The organism is Streptomyces sp. NPDC040410, from assembly GCF_055595715.1.
The window spans coordinates 242,360-260,301 of sequence record NZ_JBVIVK010000012.1 but is presented as its reverse complement, the minus strand read 5'-3'; the positions used below and the strand labels follow the sequence as shown (position 1 = coordinate 260,301).

Genomic DNA, 17,942 nt, shown 5'->3' with positions numbered 1-17,942 from the left:
CGCGGCCGCCCCCGGAAAAAGAACTGTGCCTCCTTTAGCGCGCCGGGCACAGTCGTCCCATGAGCTTCTCCGTCAAACCCGTCCTCACCGGCGACAGAACCGTACTGCGGCCGTTCACCGAGCAGGACGCGGAGGCCGTCTGGGAGATCATCCAGGACCCCGAGGTCATCCGCTTCACCTTCGAGCCGTCCACGGAGCTGACCTTGGAGCGGCTGCGTGATTGGTACGGCTCACGAGCCGCCCGGTCCGACCGGCTCGACCTCGCGGTCACCGACCGGACCACGGGCGAGCTCGTCGGCGAGGTCGTCCTCCACATGGAGGTCCCCCCGCTCGAGCGAAGCCGAGAGTGGGGGAGGACCCGGACGCGCGCGGCTGCACCTTCCGCACCCTCCTCGGGCCGCGCGGCCGCGGCCGGGGGCTCGGCACCGAGGCGACGCGGCTCATCGTCGGGTACGGCTTCGAGGAACTCGGGCTGCACCGGATACAGTTGGAGGCCTATGGCCACAACCACCGGGCCCTGCGCGTGTACGAGAAGGTCGGGTTCGTGGTGGAGGGAGTCCGCCGGGAGGCGGCGCTGCGGGACGGGGAGTGGGTCGACGAGGTGCTGATGTCGATGCTCGACCGCGAGTGGGCGGCCGCTGTCAGCTCCACGGCTCGATGACCGTCACGCCCGCCCCAGGCGCCGTCCCCAGCGCCGCGAGCGCGGCGGGTGTCGCGTCCAGGGTGATGGTGGACGCCACCAGGAGGTCCGGGCGCAGTACACCCGCCCGCACCAGCTCCAGCATCGGCGGGTAGGTGTGCGCCGCCATGCCGTGGCTGCCGAGCAGTTGGAGCTCCAGGGCGACGGCGCGTGCCATGGGGACGGGGGTGGTGCCGGTGGGTGAGGGCAGCAGCCCGACCTGGACATGACGGCCGCGGCGGCGCAGGCCGTTGACGGAGGCGGCGCAGGTGGCGGGCGAGCCCAGAGCGTCGAGGGAGAGGTGGGCGCCGCCGCCGGTGAGGTCACGGACCGCCTCGGCCGTGTCCGGTGTCCGTGCCGCGTCCACGCACTCCGCGGCCCCGAACCTCCGCGCCAGGTCCAGGGCCGCCGGTGACACGTCGACGGCGACGACCCGAGCGCCCGAAGCCGCCGCGATCATCACCGCGGAAAGGCCCACGCCCCCGCAGCCGTGCACCGCGACCCACTCCCCCGCCGCCACCCGGCCCTGCTGCACGACCGCGCGGTACGCCGTGGCGAACCGGCAGCCGAGCGAGGCCGCCGTGGCGAAGGACAGCGCGCCGGGTACGGCGACCAGGTTCACGTCGGCGTGGTCCAGCGCCACGTACTGCGCGAACGAGCCCCAGTGGGTGAACCCGGGCTGGGTCTGCCGCTCGCACACCTGCTGGTCGCCCGCCGCACACGCCCCGCAGCTCCCGCAGGCGCAGACGAACGGAACGGTGACCCGGTCGCCGGGACACCAGCCGGTCACCCGGTCACCCACCGCCTCGACCACACCGGCGAGTTCATGGCCCGGCACATGCGGCAGCGTGATGTCCGGGTCGTGGCCCTGCCAGCCGTGCCAGTCGCTGCGGCACAGCCCGGTGGCCTCGACGCGCACGACGACACCGTGCTCCGCGGGCTCCGGTTCCGGCACCTCCCGCACCTCGGCCGGCTCCCCGTACCGCTCGAACACCACTGCCCGCATCAGGCGCCTCCCTTTTCGCTCGGTTCGCCTTCCGGGCCGCCGCAGTGCCAGACGCCCGGCTGCCGCCGCCTGGCTGTGTCGAGAGCCCGACCGTGCTCGGCCTTACGGGCCTCCGCGCGCTCGAACCCTCGAAACAGGCGCGCCCCTTCGGCTCACTCGCGCCGGATCACCCCGGAGGCCGCAACTTCTGATCAACACTATCCGTGCGCAGCGACCTTCTCCCGGTCCTGTGTCACGGCCGCCGCCGGTTCGCCGCCGCCCTCGCTCAGGCCGAACCGCTCGTGGAAGCGGCGCAGTGGGGCCGGGGCCCACCAGGTCGCCCGGCCTGTGAGACGCATCACCGCGGGGACCAGCAGGCTACGGATGATCATCGCGTCCATCAGGACCGCCAGCGCGATGCCCAGTCCGAGCATCTTGGTATTGGTCACGCGGGAGGTGCCGATGGCGACCATCACCACCGCGAGGATCACCGCGGCCGCGGTGATCAGGCCGCCCGTGCGCTGCAGACCGTGCCGGACAGCGCCGTTGTGGTCGCCGGTGTGGTCGTACTCCTCCTTGATGCGGGAGAGCAGGAAGACGCCGTAGTCCATGGAGAGACCGAAGGCCACAGAGAACATCAGGACCGGAAGCGTCGTCTCTATCGATCCGGTGCTGGTGAAGCCGAGCAGGCCGGAGAGGTGGCCGTCCTGGAAGACCCAGACCACCGCGCCGAACATCGCCGTCAGGCTGAGCGCGTTGAGCAGCACCGCCTGGACCGGGATCAGCACGCTGCCGGTGAGGAGGAAGACCAGGAACAGGGTGACCACCGCGATGAAGGCGGCGGCCCACGGCAGCTGTTCCGCTATCGCGTCCTTGGAGTCGACCAGGACGGCGGCCGTGCCGGTGACCTTGGTGTCGAAGGGCGCGTCCGTCGCGCGCAGGTGGCTCACCAGGCGCTGGGCGGGGTCGTCGACGCCCTCGCCCTTCGGGAGCACCGTGAAGTACGCCGCGTCGCCCTTGACCAGCGGTCCGTCGACGCGCAGCACCTCGGGCAGTGCGGCGATCCGCTCCTTGTAGGCGGCGTACTGCGCCTGGGTCGCCCGCCCCTCGGCGAGGACTTCGAGGCCGCCGCTGGGGCTGCCGGGGAAGCCGTCCCGGATGTGCTGCTGCACGACGTGGGACTCGGCGGACGAGGGCAGCTGACGGTCGTCGGCGGTGCCGAACTTCACGCCCAGGAAGGGCAGACCGAGCAGGAGCAGGACGGCGGTGGTGGCGAGGGCGAAGAACGGGGCGCGGCGCATGACGAGGGTGGCCGTGCGCGCCCAGGCCGTGCCCTCCTCGCCGGACGGCTTCGGCGGCCGGCCGCGCCGGAACAGCCGGCGCAGGTCGAGGGAGTTGACCCGGTGTCCGAGCAGCATCAGGGCGGCCGGGAGCAGGATCAGCGCGGCGGCCGCGGCCAGCAGCACCACGGCGATGCCGGCGTAGGCGAAGGAGCGCAGGAAGTACTGCGGGAAGAGCAGCATCGCCGCCAGCGACACGGCGACCGTGAGAGCGGAGAACAGGACCGTGCGGCCGGCCGTGCGCAGGGTGGTGGCGACCGCGGTCAGCGGCTCGCTGCCGGATCCCAGTTCCTCGCGGAAGCGGCGGACGATGAACAGGGCGTAGTCGACGGCGAGGCCGAGGCCCAGGGCCGTCGTGAGGTTCAGCGCGAAGACGGAGACGTCGGTGAACTCCGTGAGGCCGCGCAGCACCGCGTTGGTGCCGAGGATCGCGATGATGCCGATGCCGAGCGGCAGCAGGGCCGCGACGGCGCTTCCGAAGACCATGACGAGCAGCACGAGCGTCACCGGCAGGGCGATCATCTCGGCCCGTGTCAGGTCCTCCTGGATGGTCGTCTGAATCTCGTGCCGTACGGCGACCGGGCCGCCGACCGTTACCTCCAGCGGGCCGTGTTCGCCCCGGTACGAGGGTGCGATGCGGTCGAGGGTCTCGCCCATGGTCTTCTCGTCGCCCGTGATGCGGGCTGCGATCAGCGCCTCGTGGCCGTCGGTCGCGCGCAGCGCGGGTACGCCGGACTGCCAGTAGGAGCTGACGCCTATGACGCCCTGCTCGCCGGCCAGTCGCGCGGCGAGGCGCCTGGCCTCGGCGGCGATCGCCGGGTCGTCCACCGAGGAGCGGCCCGAGTCGAGAAGCAGCAGGAGGTTGGGCTGGGAATCGGGGAACTCGCGCTCCAGCGCCTTGGTCGCGTAGGTGGACTCGGCGGCCGGGTCCTCCCAGCCGCCGCTGCCCAGACGGTCGGCGACCCCGCTGCCGGCCAGTACGGCGAGCGCGGTGAGCACCAGGGCCACGAGCAGCGACAACCTGGGGCGGGCGGTCACGAAACGGGTCCAGCTCCCGATCCGCGGTGGCTTGTTGACTTCGGTCATCGTGCGGTGTCCCCTTCAGGGTGGAACTTCACCGTGGAACCGTGCCCCCCACCCTGTGCGCAGGCAGGCGGCATGGAGGTGTCCTTGCCTTAGACTGGCAAACACGAGAGATCGCTCGCGTTTCCCTCAGAATGCGAGCGCCCACTCGCATTTGTCAATCGCGTGCGGAGAACTGGGGATATCGCATGCCCGAGAACACCGGGAAGCCGGACGAGGAGCAGCCGGACAAGGAGCAGCCGGCCGAGACCAGACCGCGCCGCCGACAGGCTCGCGGCGAGCGCCGCGTCACCCAGCTGCTCAAGGCCGCCGCCTCTGTCTTCTGCACCACCGGCTACACCGCCGCCAGCACCAACGCCATCGCCCGCGAGGCGGGCGTCTCACCCGGGACGCTGTACCAGTTCTTCCCGAACAAGGAAGCGATCGCGATCGAGCTGGGTGACCGGCTGATGCACGAGATGCGGGAGATGTACGGCGAGGCGCTCGCCCCGGTCGACCCCGCGACCCCGCTCGAGGAGGCCGTCACGGCCATCGTCGACCGCTTCATCGCCTTCAACTGCGCGCATCCGGTGTTCTTCGCCCTGATGCACGGCCCCGACGCCCCGGGCCGGATCGCCGAGCAGCACGACGCCCTGCACGCGACCCTGGTCAGCCGTATCGAAGCCCTGCTCGCCGGCTTCCTGCCCGACGTCCCCGCCGCCGACCTCACCCGCACCGCGACGGTCTGCATGGGCGTGTACATGGCAGGCCTGGAACTGGTGCTCTCCCACGAGGGCGCCGAACGCGAGGCGTACGTCCGGGAACTGAAGAACGTCGTCATCCGCTATCTCGAACCGCTGGTCGGCCACAAGATGGCGCTCCCCGGGCCCCCGGCAGGGCCCTGACCCCTTGGCTCATACCCCCTAGGGGTATACTGTGAGGTGAGATGGGCACCATGGGCCCCACATGCCTCCACGAGGAGAACGACATGACCGCTCAGACCGAGACCGCCTCGGGTTCCGTCACCGCCGTCTACAAGGTGAGCGGGATGAGCTGTGGCCACTGCGAGGGCTCGGTCTCCGGTGAGATCTCCGAGATCCCCGGCGTCAGCTCGGTGAAGGCCGTCGCCTCGACCGGCGAGGTCACCGTCGTCTCCGCGGCCCCGCTGGACGAGGACGCCGTGCGCGCCGCCGTCGACGAGGCCGGCTTTGAACTCGTCGGCAGGGCCTGACCCACAGCTCTCCACTGGCCCGAACCGGAGTCCGGACATGACCAGCGCCACCACCGGGACACCGACAGCCGCCACGGCCGAGGTCGAGCTGCTCATCGGCGGAATGACCTGCGCCTCCTGCGCGGCCCGCGTCGAGAAGAAGCTCAACCGCATGGACGGCGTCGCCGCCACGGTCAACTTCGCGACAGAGAAGGCCAAGGTCACCTATCCCGCGGAGATCCAGGTCGAGGACCTGATCGCCATCGTGGTGAAGACCGGGTACACGGCGGAGGAGCCGGCACCCGGGCAGGTGGCGCCCGAGGTGCCCCCTCAGGACTCCGGAACCCCCGAGGACCCGGAACTGGCGTCCCTGCGCGGGCGTCTCGTCGTATCCGCGCTGCTCGCCGCCCCCGTCGTACTGATGTCCATGATCCCGGCCATGCAGTTCGACAACTGGCAGTGGCTCGCGCTCACCCTCGCCGCACCCGTGGTGGTGTGGGGCGGATGGCCGTTCCACAAGGCCGCCTGGACGAACGCACGGCACGCGGCGGCCACCATGGACACGCTGGTCTCGCTCGGCACGCTGGCCGCGTTCGGCTGGTCCCTGTGGGCGCTGTTCTTCGGCGACGCGGGCATGCCCGGCATGAAGGACCGCTTCACACTCACCGCCCGCATGGACGGCGCCTCGGCGATCTATCTGGAGGTCGCCGCCGGAGTCGTCGCCTTCATCCTGCTGGGCCGCTATCTGGAGGCCCGGTCCAAGCGGCGCGCGGGCGCGGCGCTCAGGGCGCTCATGGAGCTGGGCGCGAAGGACGTGGCCGTACTGCGCGGCGGCCGGGAGGTACGGATCCCCGTGGCCCGGCTGACGGTCGGCGACCGCTTCGTCGTACGGCCCGGGGAGAAGGTCGCCACCGACGGCATCGTCGTCGAGGGCGTCTCGGCGGTCGACGCCTCCATGCTGACCGGCGAGTCGGTACCGGTCGACGTGAGCGCCGGCGACGGGGTCACCGGCGCGACCGTGAACGCCGGCGGGCGGCTCGTCGTCGAGGCCGTCCGCGTCGGCGCCGACACCCAGCTCGCCCGGATGGCGAAGCTGGTGGAGGACGCGCAGAACGGCAAGGCCGAGGCGCAGCGGCTCGCCGACCGCATATCCGGGATCTTCGTGCCGGTGGTCATCGTCATCGCGGTCGCCACCTTCGGCGCGTGGCTCGGCGCCACCGGCGACTCGGCCGCCGCCTTCACCGCGGCCGTCGCGGTGCTGATCATCGCCTGCCCGTGCGCCTTGGGGCTGGCCACACCGACCGCCCTGATGGTCGGCACCGGGCGCGGCGCGCAGCTCGGCATCCTCATCAAGGGCCCCGAGGTACTGGAGTCCACGCGTCGCGTCGACACCGTCGTCCTGGACAAGACCGGAACGGTCACCACCGGCCGCATGGCCCTGCAGTCGGTGCACGCCGCCGAGGGCACCGACGAGAAGCAGGTGCTGCGGCTCGCGGGCGCCGTGGAGCACGCCTCCGAGCATCCCGTCGCCCGGGCGGTCGCCGCGGGAGCCGAGGAACGGGTCGGGGCGCTCCCGCAGGCCGAGCGGTTCGAGAACGTGCCCGGGCGGGGCGTACGCGGGCACGTGGAGGGCCACGAGGTGGCCGTCGGGCGGCTCTTCGACGAGCTCCCCGAGGAGCTGGCCCGCGCGAAGGACGAGGCCGAGCGGCACGGCCGTACGGCCGCCGTCGTCGGCTGGGACGGCGTGGCACGAGGTGTCATCGCCGTCGCGGACGCGGTCAAGGAGACCAGCGCCGAGGCGGTGCGCGAACTGCGCGCGCTGGGGCTCACGCCGGTACTGCTGACCGGGGACAACCGGGCGGTGGCACAAGCGGTGGCCGATGCCGTCGGCATCGATCAGGTGATCGCCGAGGTGCTGCCCGAGGACAAGGTCGACGTCGTACGGAGGCTGCAGGCCGAGGGGCGTGCCGTCGCCATGGTCGGGGACGGCGTCAACGACGCGGCCGCGCTCGCCGTCGCCGATCTGGGTCTCGCCATGGGGACCGGGACGGACGCGGCGATCGAGGCGGGCGATCTGACACTGGTCCGCGGGGACCTACGGGTGGCCGCGGACGCGATCCGGTTGTCCCGCAGGACCCTGTCCACGATCAAGGGCAACCTCGCCTGGGCCTTCGGCTACAACGTGGCCGCCCTGCCGCTGGCAGCCGCCGGGCTGCTGAACCCGATGATCGCGGGGGCTGCGATGGCCTTCTCCTCCGTGTTCGTGGTGTCGAACAGCCTGCGGCTGCGGAGGTTCCGCTGAAGTCCGCGAATGTTACTGGTGGTTAGCCGAAGTCGAGGCAGGAGTCCCTCTGGAGTCCGACGCCACCCTCACATAAGCTCTTCACAAGGCTCGCGCATCATCCTTACGCTTGAGTCCCGTTCGCTGTATCCGGGCTCTTGCGCATCTAAGGGACATATGCAAGAGACTCAGATCACAGTGATGTGAACCTAACCATCGAAGGGGTTCGAAGGTCTAAGTTGACGATGTCAGAAAGCGTCTTGGGGGGCGCCGCCTGGCAGCTGAGGATGTCTTGGGGGACTTCCTCAGAATTGCGTTGCCGGGGCACGTACACCGGGGAGCTTTGAGCGGCCCTCCCAGCGTGCGTTGTCCCGGCAGATCGCACACAGCAAGTAGTACGGCGAGTTCTGCTCGTTTTGCTCAACAGCGATTCAGGCGCTGTCCTCACAGACGCCCGGCCGGATCCCGTGGGGGGAATCCGCACCGGGACATGGGAAGGCGCCCTGGACGTCGGCCCGTGGGGGGACCGCCGCCAGGGCGCCTTCCTCTTTTTTCGGGGCTCGGTTCGCCTCCGGGGCGCCACGGTCGGTGCCGAGAGTCCGGCCGTGCTCAGCCCTTCGGCTCCGCGCGCTCGGACTCTCGGCACCGACGCGCCTCTTCGGCTCACTCGCCGGGTCGGCGGCAGTGAGTGAAGGGGGGCGCCGGTCCATCAGAAGCTCAGCGGGCCTCGACCGGAATGAAGTCGCGCTCCACGACACCCGTGTAGATCTGGCGCGGGCGGCCGATGCGGGAGCCCGGCTCCTTGATCATCTCGTGCCACTGGGCGATCCAGCCCGGGAGGCGGCCGAGGGCGAACAGAACCGTGAACATCTCGGTCGGGAAGCCCATGGCGCGGTAGATCAGGCCGGTGTAGAAGTCGACGTTCGGGTAGAGGTTGCGCGAGACGAAGTACTCGTCGGAGAGCGCGTGCTCCTCCAGCTTCAGCGCGATGTCCAGCAGCTCGTCGGACTTGCCGAGGGCGGACAGGACGTCGTGCGCGGCGGCCTTGATGATCTTCGCGCGCGGGTCGAAGGACTTGTACACCCGGTGGCCGAAGCCCATCAGGCGGACGCCGTCCTCCTTGTTCTTCACCTTGCGGATGAAGGAGTCGACATCGCCGCCGTTGGCCTGGATGCCCTCCAGCATCTCCAGCACGGACTGGTTGGCGCCGCCGTGCAGCGGGCCCCACAGGGCGTTGATGCCGGCCGAGATCGACGCGAACATGTTCGCCTGGGACGAGCCGACCAGACGGACCGTGGACGTCGAACAGTTCTGCTCGTGGTCCGCGTGCAGGATCAGCAGCTTGTCCAGCGCGGAGACCACGACCGGGTCGAGGTCGTACTCCTGCGCCGGAACCGAGAAGGTCATGCGCAGGAAGTTCTCGACGTAGCCGAGGTCGTTGCGCGGGTAGACGAACGGGTGACCGATCGACTTCTTGTACGCGTAGGCCGCGATCGTCGGAAGCTTGGCGAGCAGACGGATCGTCGAGAGGTCGCGCTGCTTCTCGTCGAACGGGTTGTGGCTGTCCTGGTAGAACGTGGACAGCGCCGAGACCACGGACGAGAGCATGGCCATCGGGTGGGCGTCGCGCGGGAAGCCCTTGTAGAAGTTCTTGACGTCCTCGTGCAGCAGCGTGTGCTGCGTGATGTTGTTCTTGAACGTCGTGAGCTCGTCGACGGTCGGCAGCTCGCCGTTGATCAGCAGGTAGGCGACCTCCAGGAAGGTGGAGCGCTCGGCCAGCTGCTCGATCGGGTAGCCGCGGTACCGGAGGATGCCCGCCTCGCCGTCCAGGTACGTGATGGCGGATTTATAGGCGGCGGTGTTGCCGTACCCGCTGTCCAGGGTCACAAGACCGGTCTGGGCGCGGAGCTTCCCGATGTCGAAGCCCTTGTCACCGACGGTGCTGTCGATCACCGGGTAGGTGTACTCGCCGTCGCCGTACCGCAGTACTACAGAGTTGTCGCTCACGTCATCCCTCACCGACGTTGTGCCTCTTCTTCGAGGTTGCCCTGACTGTCTCTACCATCCCCCATTTGGCGCATGAGAGTGCACTCGGGGCCGACCATTGGGCCTTTTGGCGGCACTCAGTGCCGCCAACCTGCTCATCCTGCCCCTCCTCAACCCGCTTCCGGAAGGGCTCTGTGACCTAGGTGACTCGTTTGATCGATCATTTTTTGCGACACCTGCGTGAAGCGTGTGGTCACAGGCCCGCGAGCCGGAAGTCGAGTGCCGTGCAGCGGCGTCCCGCGGACACCGTGCGCACCGCCTGACCGATCGCCTTGCGTGAACCGACGAGGACGACAAGCTTCTTGGCACGGGTCACCGCCGTGTACAGCAGGTTCCGCTGGAGCATCATCCAGGCACCGGTGGTGACCGGGATCACCACCGCCGGATATTCACTCCCCTGCGAACGGTGGATGGTCACAGCGTAGGCGTGGGCCAGTTCGTCCAGTTCGTCGAATTCGTACGGCACCTCCTCGTCCTCGTCCGTCAGCACCGTGAGGCGCTGGTCGACCGGGTCGAGCGAGGTGACAACGCCCACGGTGCCGTTGAAGACACCGTTGGTCCCCTTCTCGTAATTGTTGCGAATCTGGGTGACCTTGTCGCCGACACGGAAGACCCGGCCGCCGAACCTCTTCTCGGGCAGATCAGGGCGGCCGGGCGTGATCGCCTGCTGCAGCAGGCCGTTGAGGGTGCCCGCGCCGGCGGGCCCGCGGTGCATGGGTGCGAGGACCTGCACGTCCCGGCGGGGGTCGAGGCCGAACCTGGCCGGAATCCGACGGGCCGCCACGTCCACGGTCAGGCGCCCGGCCCCCTCCGTGTCGTCCTCGACGAAGAGGAAGAAGTCCTTCATGCCGTCGGTGACCGGGTGCTGCCCGGAGTTGATCCGGTGCGCGTTGGTCACCACGCCCGACTGCTGGGCCTGGCGGAACACACGGGTCAGGCGCACCGCCGGAATCGGGCTGCCGTCGGCGAGCAGGTCGCGCAGGACCTCGCCGGCGCCGACGCTGGGCAGCTGGTCGACGTCCCCGACGAAGAGGAGGTGAGCGCCCGGGGCCACCGCCTTGACCAGCTTGTTCGCGAGCAGCAGGTCCAGCATGGACGCCTCGTCGACGACCACCAGATCGGCGTCCAGCGGGCGGTCCCGGTCGTAGGCCGCGTCGCCGCCGGGCCTCAGCTCAAGGAGGCGGTGGACGGTAGAAGCCTCCGCGCCCGTGAGTTCGGCCAGACGCTTGGCGGCGCGGCCCGTGGGGGCGGCCAGGACCACCTTGGCCTTCTTGGCGCGGGCCAGCTCCACGATCGAGCGGACCGTGAAGGACTTGCCGCAGCCGGGGCCGCCGGTGAGGACGGCGACCTTCTTGGTCAGCGCGAGCTTGACGGCCGCCTCCTGCTCGGGGGCGAGGTCCGCGCCCGTCCGAGCCCTCAGCCACGCCAGCGCCTTGTCCCACGCGACGTCGTGGAAGCCGGGCATCCGGTCCCCGTCGGTGCGCAGGAGACGCAACAGCTGGGCGGAGAGGGAGAGTTCGGCGCGGTGGAAGGGGACGAGGTAGACGGCGGTGACCGGCTCTCCGCCGTCCGGGCCGGGGACCTTCTCCCGTACGACACCGGGGTCCTCGCCGTCCTCCGGGGGCGCCGCGAGTTCCGCGAGGCACTCGATGACAAGCCCGGTGTCGACCTGCAGGAGCTTGACCGCGTCGGCGATCAGCCGTTCTTCGGGCAGATAGCAGTGGCCCTGGTCGGCGGATTGCGAAAGGGCGTACTGCAGGCCCGCCTTGACGCGCTCCGGGCTGTCGTGCGGGATGCCGACGGACTGGGCGATCCTGTCGGCGGTGAGGAAGCCGATGCCCCAGACGTCGGCGGCCAGCCGGTAGGGCTGGTTCTTCACGACGGAGATCGAGGCGTCGCCGTACTTCTTGTAGATGCGGACCGCGATCGACGTCGACACCTCGACGGTCTGCAGGAAGAGCATGACCTCCTTGATCGCCTTCTGTTCCTCCCAGGCGTCCGCGATCTTCCTGGTGCGTTTGGGGCCAAGTCCCGGGACCTCGATGAGCCTCTTGGGCTCCTCCTCGATGATCTTCAGCGTGTCCAGGCCGAAGTGCTGGGTGATGCGGTCGGCGAAGACGGGTCCGATGCCCTTGACCAGACCGGAGCCGAGGTAGCGGCGGATGCCCTGGACGGTGGCGGGCAGGAGCGTCGTGTAGTTCTCGACGGTGAACTGTTTTCCGTACTGGGGGTGGGAGCCCCAGCGGCCCTCCATGCGCAGGGACTCGCCCACCTGGGCGCCGAGCAGCGCCCCGACGACCGTGAGGAGATCGCCGGCGCCGCGGCCGGTGTCCACCCGGGCCACCGTGTAGCCGTTCTCCTCGTTGGCGTACGTGATGCGCTCAAGGACGCCTTCGAGTACGGCCAGTCGGCGCTCCCCGCTCTCCGCCCGGCTCCCCGCCTGATTGGACATGATCCGACGGTACAGGCGGCGTCTGACAGTGCGGACCGCTCCCGCGCCCATTCGCCGGTGCCGGCCAAGCCGTATGCATCCGGACCCCGGCCGCGACGACGGGTGACGAACTTCGAGGGGGCCCGGTCCGAAGACCGGGCCCCCTCGGGTTTCCCCTCCGTATCAGAACCCCCGCGATCCCCCCAGATCCCCTCCCCAGAAGTCCTGATGCCAAGTACGACCCGCGAGGCCGGGGAAGGGTTGCACGGAGTCTGAACAATTCTCCTGCCGGCTCAGCGGATGACGTGTGCCACGAACCGTTCCGCGGTCTCCGCCGGCAGCTCACGTCCGTTCCGCGCCCACAGCTCGTCGTTGAACGACGCAGCGTCGTACGCGGACATGTGCGCCCTGCTGACGAGCCTTGCAGCAAGTGCTTCCCATCCCTTGAGAAGCCAGCCTCCGACCAGCCCTTCGGGCAGGACCGTGACGGGGTCGAGTTGTTCGAGGGGGCGAACAACGGGGGTCTGTGCCCGTAGGGTCTGCTCGAAACCATTTGGCTGGGGGGCCACTGTGCGGCCTCGGAAACGTGCGGCCCTCGTGTACGGCCTCGGCCCCGGCCGCTGTACGACTGCGGTCCTGGGCCGGTGTACGACCAGGTACGACGAGATGCGCGACCGGAGGACGACGAGATGACGGTGACCCTGGCGGACGTGGCGGCCCGAGCCCAGGTCTCCCCCGCGACGGTGTCGCGCGTGCTGAACGGGAACTACCCCGTCGCCGCCTCCACCCGTGAACGGGTGCTGCGGGCGGTGGACGAGCTGGACTACGTGCTCAACGGGCCGGCGAGCTCACTGGCGGCGGCGACGTCCGACCTGGTCGGCATCCTGGTCAACGACATCGCCGACCCCTACTTCGGGATCATGGCGAGCGCGATCCAGTCCGAGATCGGCGGGCCCGGCGGCCGCGCCGGCGGGGAACGGCTGGCGGTCGTGTGCAACACCGGCGGCTCGCCGGAGCGCGAGCTCACCTACCTCACCCTGCTCCAGCGGCAGCGGGCGGCGGCCGTCGTCCTGACCGGCGGTGCGGTGGAGGACGCGCCGCACGCGACGGCGATGGCGGCGAAGCTGCGGAAACTGGCGGACGCGGGAACGCGGGTCGTGCTGTGCGGGCGCCCGCCCGCGCCGGACACCCAGGTGATCACGCTGACCTTCGACAACCGCGGCGGCGCCCGGCAGCTCACGGAACACCTGATCCGGCTGGGCCACCGACGGCTCGGCTACATCGCCGGCCCGGAGGAGCGGACCACGACGCGGCACCGCCTGGAGGGCCACCGGGCCGCGCTGGAGGCCCACAAAATCGCGGAGGACCCGCGCTGGACGGTGCACGGCCGCTATGACCGCCGGTCCGGCTACGAGGCGACGCTGGAGCTGCTGCGCCGCGACCCGTCCCTGACGGCCGTGGTGGCCGCGAACGACTCCGTCGCGCTGGGGGCGTGTGCCGCCCTGCGGGACTCCGGACTGCGCATCCCGGACGACGTGTCCGTCGCCGGCTTCGACGACCTGCCCTTCAGTGTCGACACGGTGCCGTCTCTCACGACGGTGAGACTGCCGCTCGCCGAGGCGGGGGCGCGGGCCGGACGCATCGCGATGGGGCGTGAGGAGCCGCCGCCTGGAGGGATCGCCACGGTTCGCGGGGAGTTGATGGTGCGGGGGTCCTCCGGGGGGCCGCGGGACTGAGAGGACGTTGCCCGGTGTCGGTGAGCTCGGCGATCCACACGCGACCAACCCCCGCCACCGCCCGCCTCGCCTCCTCCTCGTCGAGCCCGCCGCGCGCGGCCTCGGCATGGCTACCAGCAGATCAGCGCCGTCGTCGACTTCGCGCACGGCGTCGGCTACCGCGGACTCGTCCTGTGGACCAACGACGTTCTCGCCGCCGCCCGCCGCGTCCACCAGCGCCCCGGCTTCGTCCTCGTCGCCGAGAATCCGCATCGCTCCCTCGGAAAAGGACCTGGTCGGCCAGGACTGGCGCCTGGACCTGCACAGCACCGGCGAGTGACAGTAGGGACCATGAAACTGGCGTTCTCCACCCTCGGCGTCCCCGGCCTCCCGCTCCCTGAGGTCCTGCGGCTCGCGACCACGCACGGCTACCACGGCGTCGAACTGCGCGCCCATCCCGAGGAACCGGTCCACCCCGGCCTCGACCCCGCCGGGCGGGCCGAGGCGGCGGCCGAGTTCAAGGCCGCGGGAGTGGAGGTGCTGGGCCTCGCCGGGTACGCGCGCGTGGCGGCTCCCGGCGACGACACCGCCGTCATCGAGGAGATCCACGGGCTCCTCGACCTCGCCCGCGACCTGGGCGCCCCGTTCGTGCGGGTCTTCCCCGGCGCCGATACGAACGGGAGCCACGAGGAGGCCGACGCCACGGCTGCCCGGCGCCTCGGTACCGCCGCCGAGTACGCGGCCGACCTCGGTGTGCGAATCCTGCTCGAAACCCACGACTCGCACCGCACCTCCGGCGACGCGATCCGTGTCCTGGGCCTGGTCGGCCACCGTCAGGTCGGCTCGCTCTGGGACGTCATGCACACCTGGCTGGGCGGCGAGCAGCCCTCGGAGACGTACGCCGCCCTCGCCCCGTACCTCGGATACGTGCAGGTCAAGGACATCGCCTCGGCCGAGGACACCACGCCGCTGCCGCTCGGCACGGGCGTTCTGCCGCTCGCCGAGTGCGTGGAGGTGCTGTCCCGCCACGGCTGGGACGGCTGGCTGTGCTGGGAGTACGAGAAGCGGTGGTACGAGTCCGCCGCGCCGCTGACCGGACTGCTGGGCCCGGGACGCGAGCACCTCGCCCGGCTGCTCAACGACTCGGCGTGAGCCGGCGTACATCGGCGTGAGCCGGCCCGGGTAATCCGGTGGCCCGGGAGGGGGCGGCCGGTTAAGGTCCCCGGCGTGCATCAGCCCGTGCCGAGCCCGGTCCTCCTCTCATGAGCCTCACCCGTACGCTGATCGATGTACGGCCTCTGCGGACGTCCCGCCATTTCCGGCGGCTGCTGATCGGGCGCACGGTGTCCACGCTCGGCAGCTTCATGACCATGGTCACCGTCATGTACCAGGTCTGGGACATGACCCACAGCTCGGTCTGGAGCGGAGCGGTCGGCCTGGCGCAGGCGCTGCCGATGATCGGTATCGGCCTGTTCGCCGGTTCCTGGGTCGACCGGGCCGACCGGCGCCGGGTCTATCTCCTCGGCACCTTCGGCCAGGCCCTGTGCTCCCTGCTGCTGGCCGTGCAGGGTCTCACCGGGCACCTGCCGGTGGCCGTCGTCCTGGCGCTGGTCGCGGCACAGGCGTCGTTCGGGGCGATCGGCGCGCCCGCGGCGGGCGTGTTCGTGCCGAGGCTGCTGCCGAAGGACCAGGTGGCCGCGGCGCTGGCCCTGAACCAGGTCACAGGCCAGGCGATGATGCTGGTCGGCCCCGCCGTCGCCGGCGTCGTGCTCGGCTGGTGGGGTATCGGCGTCTGCTACCTGCTGGACGCCCTCAGCTTCGGGGTGTCCTTCGCCGGCGCCTTCGGTCTGCCCGCGCTGCCGCCCGAGGGCGAGAAGTCCCGCCCCGGCCTGCACGGCGTCCTGGACGGGCTGCGGTTCCTGACCGGCCACCGGGTGGTGCGCGGCGCGCTGCTGACGGACCTGGCCGCCACGGTCCTGTCGATGCCGGCCAGCCTCTTCCCCCTGGTCAACGCGGAGCGTTTCGGCGGCGATCCGCGCACGCTCGGACTGTTCCTGTCCGCACTGGCCGTGGGCGGCGTCGCCACGACCGCCTTCTCCGGTCCGGTGACCCGGCTGGCCCGCCCCGGGCCGGTGATGCTGTGCGCGGCCGCCACGTGGGGCGTGGCCCTCGCCCTGTTCGGACTGACGACCAGCGCGTGGGCGGGCCTCGGGATGCTGGTGCTGGCCGGTGCGGCGGACGCGCTGGCCGTCCTCTCCCGTACCACGATCGTGCAGACCCGCACCCCGGACGCCCTGCTGGGCCGGGTGACGGCGGCCGAGACGATCGTGGGCCAGGCGGGCCCCCACCTCGGCAACCTGCGCGCCGGTGTGGTGGCCGGCTGGTCGTCGGGTGCGACGGCCCTGGTCACGGGAGGCCTGCTGTGCCTGGTGGCGGTGACGGCGGTGGGGGTGACCACGCCGGAACTGCGGGGCACAAAAGCGGGGACAGAGCCGGCGGGACTGGCGGCCGCGGGGGACGGACGGCCGCCGGTGGCGGCGGAGGGCGGGCCCGAGGAACCCCCGGCTACCGCTCCGGCTCCGGCCGGACCGTGAACTTGGTGTCGGCGTCCAGGCACCATTCCAGTACGGAGGGCCAGGAGCCGTAGCCCGCGTCGAGGTCGAGGTGGGCGGCAGCGGGGAGGAGTTCGGCGGTGAGGCCCAGGGGGTCGCCGTAGACCTCCTGGATGCCTTCCGGGCAGTACGGATCGTCGTCGCCCCCGACGAGGCGGGTCGGGGCGGGCAGGGCGAGGCCGTCGAGCGGCGGCGGGGCGAACTCCGCTATCTCGGGGTGCCGGGCCAGCACGGACCCGGACGGCGGCGCCACCAGCAGCACCCGGTCGACGCCGTCGAGGCCCGGCACACCCCGCGCGACGGCGTGCAGCCAGAGCACGACGGAGAGGCTGTGCGCGACGACGACCCGCTCGGAACGGGCGTCGAGCCCGTCGAGATGCCGGACCAGTTCACCCAGCCACACCTCCAGGCCGGGGTCGTCCGGGTCGGGCAGCTGCGGATAGGTGACGTCGTGCCCAAGCTCGGTCAGCCGGTCGGCGAGCCAGTGCTGCCAGTGACGGGCGGGCCGGTGGTTCTGCCAGCCGTGCAGGACAAGGTAGGAAGAGCGCGGTGAAGTCATGACCCGATGATTTCCGACCGAGACCATCAGGTCCAGTTAATCTTCCAGGGTGGAACCCTTTAGCTCAGCCTTCACAATTGACCTGCGCCGCCTCACCGTCCTGCGCGAACTCCAGCGCCGGGGCAGCGTGGCGAGGACGGCGGAAGCCCTGCACCTGACCCCCTCGGCGGTCTCGCAGCAGATCACGGCGCTGACCCGGGACCTGGGCGTCCCGCTCACCGAACGCGAGGGCCGGGGCGTACGGCTGACCGGCCAGGCCCAGGTACTGCTGGCGCACGCCGATGTCATCGCGGCCCAACTGGAGCGGGCGCGCGCCGACCTTGCCGCATTCGCGGAGGGCGGCCGGGGCACGGTGACGGTCGGCTGCTTCTCCAGCGGCATCCTGGGCCTGCTGCCGACCGCCCTGCGAGGGGTGCGCGACCACCTCCCCCACGTCCGGATCGACGTCGTGGAGGCCGAACCGCCGGATCTGTTCACCGCGCTCGACGGCGGCCAGGTGGACCTGGCTGTGGCCGTCGACTTCGCGGCGGCTCCCCCGCACACGGACCGCCGCTACACCAGGACGGACCTGCTCACCGACGTCCTGGACGTCGCCCTCCCGCCCGACCACCCACTCGCGAACCACACCGAGGTGCCCCTGCGAGAACTGGCCGAGGACACCTGGATCGTCGGCAACGCGCTCAGCTGCTGCGGCGCGGTGACCCGCTCGGTCTGTGCGGCGGCGGGCTTCACCCCCGACATCCGCCACGCCGTGAACGACTGGGCCGCGCTGGCCGGGCTGGTGGAGGCGGGGCAGGGCGTGGCCCTGGTGCCCCGCCTGGTGCGCTCTCTCCACACCCACCGGAACCTGGCCCTGCGCCCGGCCAAGGGCGAGCCGCCGTCGCGGAACGTCTTCGCGGCCGTACGAACGGGGTCGGAGGGGGATCCGGTACTGAGGACGGTCCTGGATCAACTGCGGGAGGCGGCAGGCAGGGTGGCCGGTGGGGGTGGGGCCGGCTGAGGGCCTCCGCCCCGGAGCCTGC

Annotated in this window: 12 protein-coding genes and 1 pseudogene; 8 read left to right on the top strand and 5 right to left on the bottom strand. The window is 71.0% G+C overall.

The annotated features are described in order from the left end of the window. Positions 1 to 59 precede the first annotated feature (59 nt). A pseudogene (locus tag ACZ562_RS24415) lies at positions 60 to 661 on the top strand (GNAT family N-acetyltransferase). On the opposite strand, the gene ACZ562_RS24410 reads toward ACZ562_RS24415, so the two are convergent. Next, positions 642 to 1,685, bottom strand: a complete 1,044-nt coding sequence (locus tag ACZ562_RS24410; RefSeq protein WP_471182790.1) for a zinc-dependent alcohol dehydrogenase family protein — start codon at positions 1,683 to 1,685, stop codon at positions 642 to 644. The pseudogene ACZ562_RS24415 and the gene ACZ562_RS24410 sit on opposite strands and share 20 nt — an antisense overlap. Positions 1,686 to 1,882: 197 nt before the next feature. Next, positions 1,883 to 4,090 carry an MMPL family transporter gene (locus ACZ562_RS24405; RefSeq protein WP_471182787.1) on the bottom strand — a complete coding sequence of 736 codons (2,208 nt, stop codon included), beginning with the start codon at positions 4,088 to 4,090 and terminating at the stop codon, positions 1,883 to 1,885. A gap of 185 nt (positions 4,091 to 4,275) precedes the next feature. On the opposite strand from ACZ562_RS24405, the gene ACZ562_RS24400 reads away from it, so the two are divergent. The 3 genes from ACZ562_RS24400 to ACZ562_RS24390 all read left to right on the top strand — a co-directional run bounded on the left by ACZ562_RS24400 (position 4,276) and on the right by ACZ562_RS24390 (position 7,578). Further along, positions 4,276 to 4,971 (top strand): TetR/AcrR family transcriptional regulator, encoded by a 696-nt coding sequence (locus ACZ562_RS24400; protein WP_471182785.1) that lies wholly within the window; start codon positions 4,276 to 4,278, stop codon positions 4,969 to 4,971. A gap of 83 nt (positions 4,972 to 5,054) precedes the next feature. Next, positions 5,055 to 5,297, top strand: coding sequence for a heavy-metal-associated domain-containing protein (locus ACZ562_RS24395; protein ID WP_471182783.1), 243 nt, complete (start codon positions 5,055 to 5,057; stop codon positions 5,295 to 5,297). Between the two features lie 37 nt (positions 5,298 to 5,334). Next, complete coding sequence (locus ACZ562_RS24390) at positions 5,335 to 7,578, top strand: heavy metal translocating P-type ATPase (RefSeq protein ID WP_471182780.1); 2,244 nt, start codon at positions 5,335 to 5,337, stop codon at positions 7,576 to 7,578. A 696-nt stretch (positions 7,579 to 8,274) separates the two neighbouring features. Here the strand turns inward: ACZ562_RS24390 and ACZ562_RS24385 are convergent. Further along, entirely contained in the window at positions 8,275 to 9,564 is a 1,290-nt protein-coding gene (locus ACZ562_RS24385; RefSeq protein WP_471182777.1) for a citrate synthase, read from the bottom strand. 232 nt (positions 9,565 to 9,796) lie between these two features. Next, the gene (gene recD2 / locus ACZ562_RS24380) at positions 9,797 to 12,055 is read right to left on the bottom strand and encodes an SF1B family DNA helicase RecD2 (RefSeq protein ID WP_471182774.1); all 2,259 of its coding nucleotides are present in this window, start codon (positions 12,053 to 12,055) and stop codon (positions 9,797 to 9,799) included. 668 nt (positions 12,056 to 12,723) lie between these two features. Here recD2 and ACZ562_RS24375 point away from each other — a divergent pair. The 3 genes from ACZ562_RS24375 to ACZ562_RS24365 all read left to right on the top strand — a co-directional run bounded on the left by ACZ562_RS24375 (position 12,724) and on the right by ACZ562_RS24365 (position 16,343). Beyond that, positions 12,724 to 13,770, top strand: coding sequence for a LacI family DNA-binding transcriptional regulator (locus ACZ562_RS24375; protein WP_471182771.1), 1,047 nt, complete (start codon positions 12,724 to 12,726; stop codon positions 13,768 to 13,770). A 330-nt stretch (positions 13,771 to 14,100) separates the two neighbouring features. Then, on the top strand, positions 14,101 to 14,901 hold the full coding sequence (locus ACZ562_RS24370; RefSeq protein WP_471182769.1) for a sugar phosphate isomerase/epimerase family protein: 801 nt from the start codon (positions 14,101 to 14,103) through the stop codon (positions 14,899 to 14,901). A 110-nt stretch (positions 14,902 to 15,011) separates the two neighbouring features. Next, entirely contained in the window at positions 15,012 to 16,343 is a 1,332-nt protein-coding gene (locus ACZ562_RS24365; RefSeq protein WP_471182767.1) for an MFS transporter, read from the top strand. Here ACZ562_RS24365 and ACZ562_RS24360 read toward each other — a convergent pair. Continuing rightward, positions 16,315 to 16,920 (bottom strand): RBBP9/YdeN family alpha/beta hydrolase, encoded by a 606-nt coding sequence (locus tag ACZ562_RS24360; RefSeq protein WP_471182764.1) that lies wholly within the window; start codon positions 16,918 to 16,920, stop codon positions 16,315 to 16,317. The two genes, ACZ562_RS24365 and ACZ562_RS24360, sit on opposite strands and share 29 nt — an antisense overlap. A 49-nt stretch (positions 16,921 to 16,969) precedes the next feature. Between ACZ562_RS24360 and ACZ562_RS24355 the strand changes: the two genes are divergently transcribed. Further along, positions 16,970 to 17,920 (top strand): LysR family transcriptional regulator, encoded by a 951-nt coding sequence (locus ACZ562_RS24355; RefSeq protein ID WP_471182761.1) that lies wholly within the window; start codon positions 16,970 to 16,972, stop codon positions 17,918 to 17,920. The last annotated feature ends 22 nt before the right edge of the window (positions 17,921 to 17,942 follow it).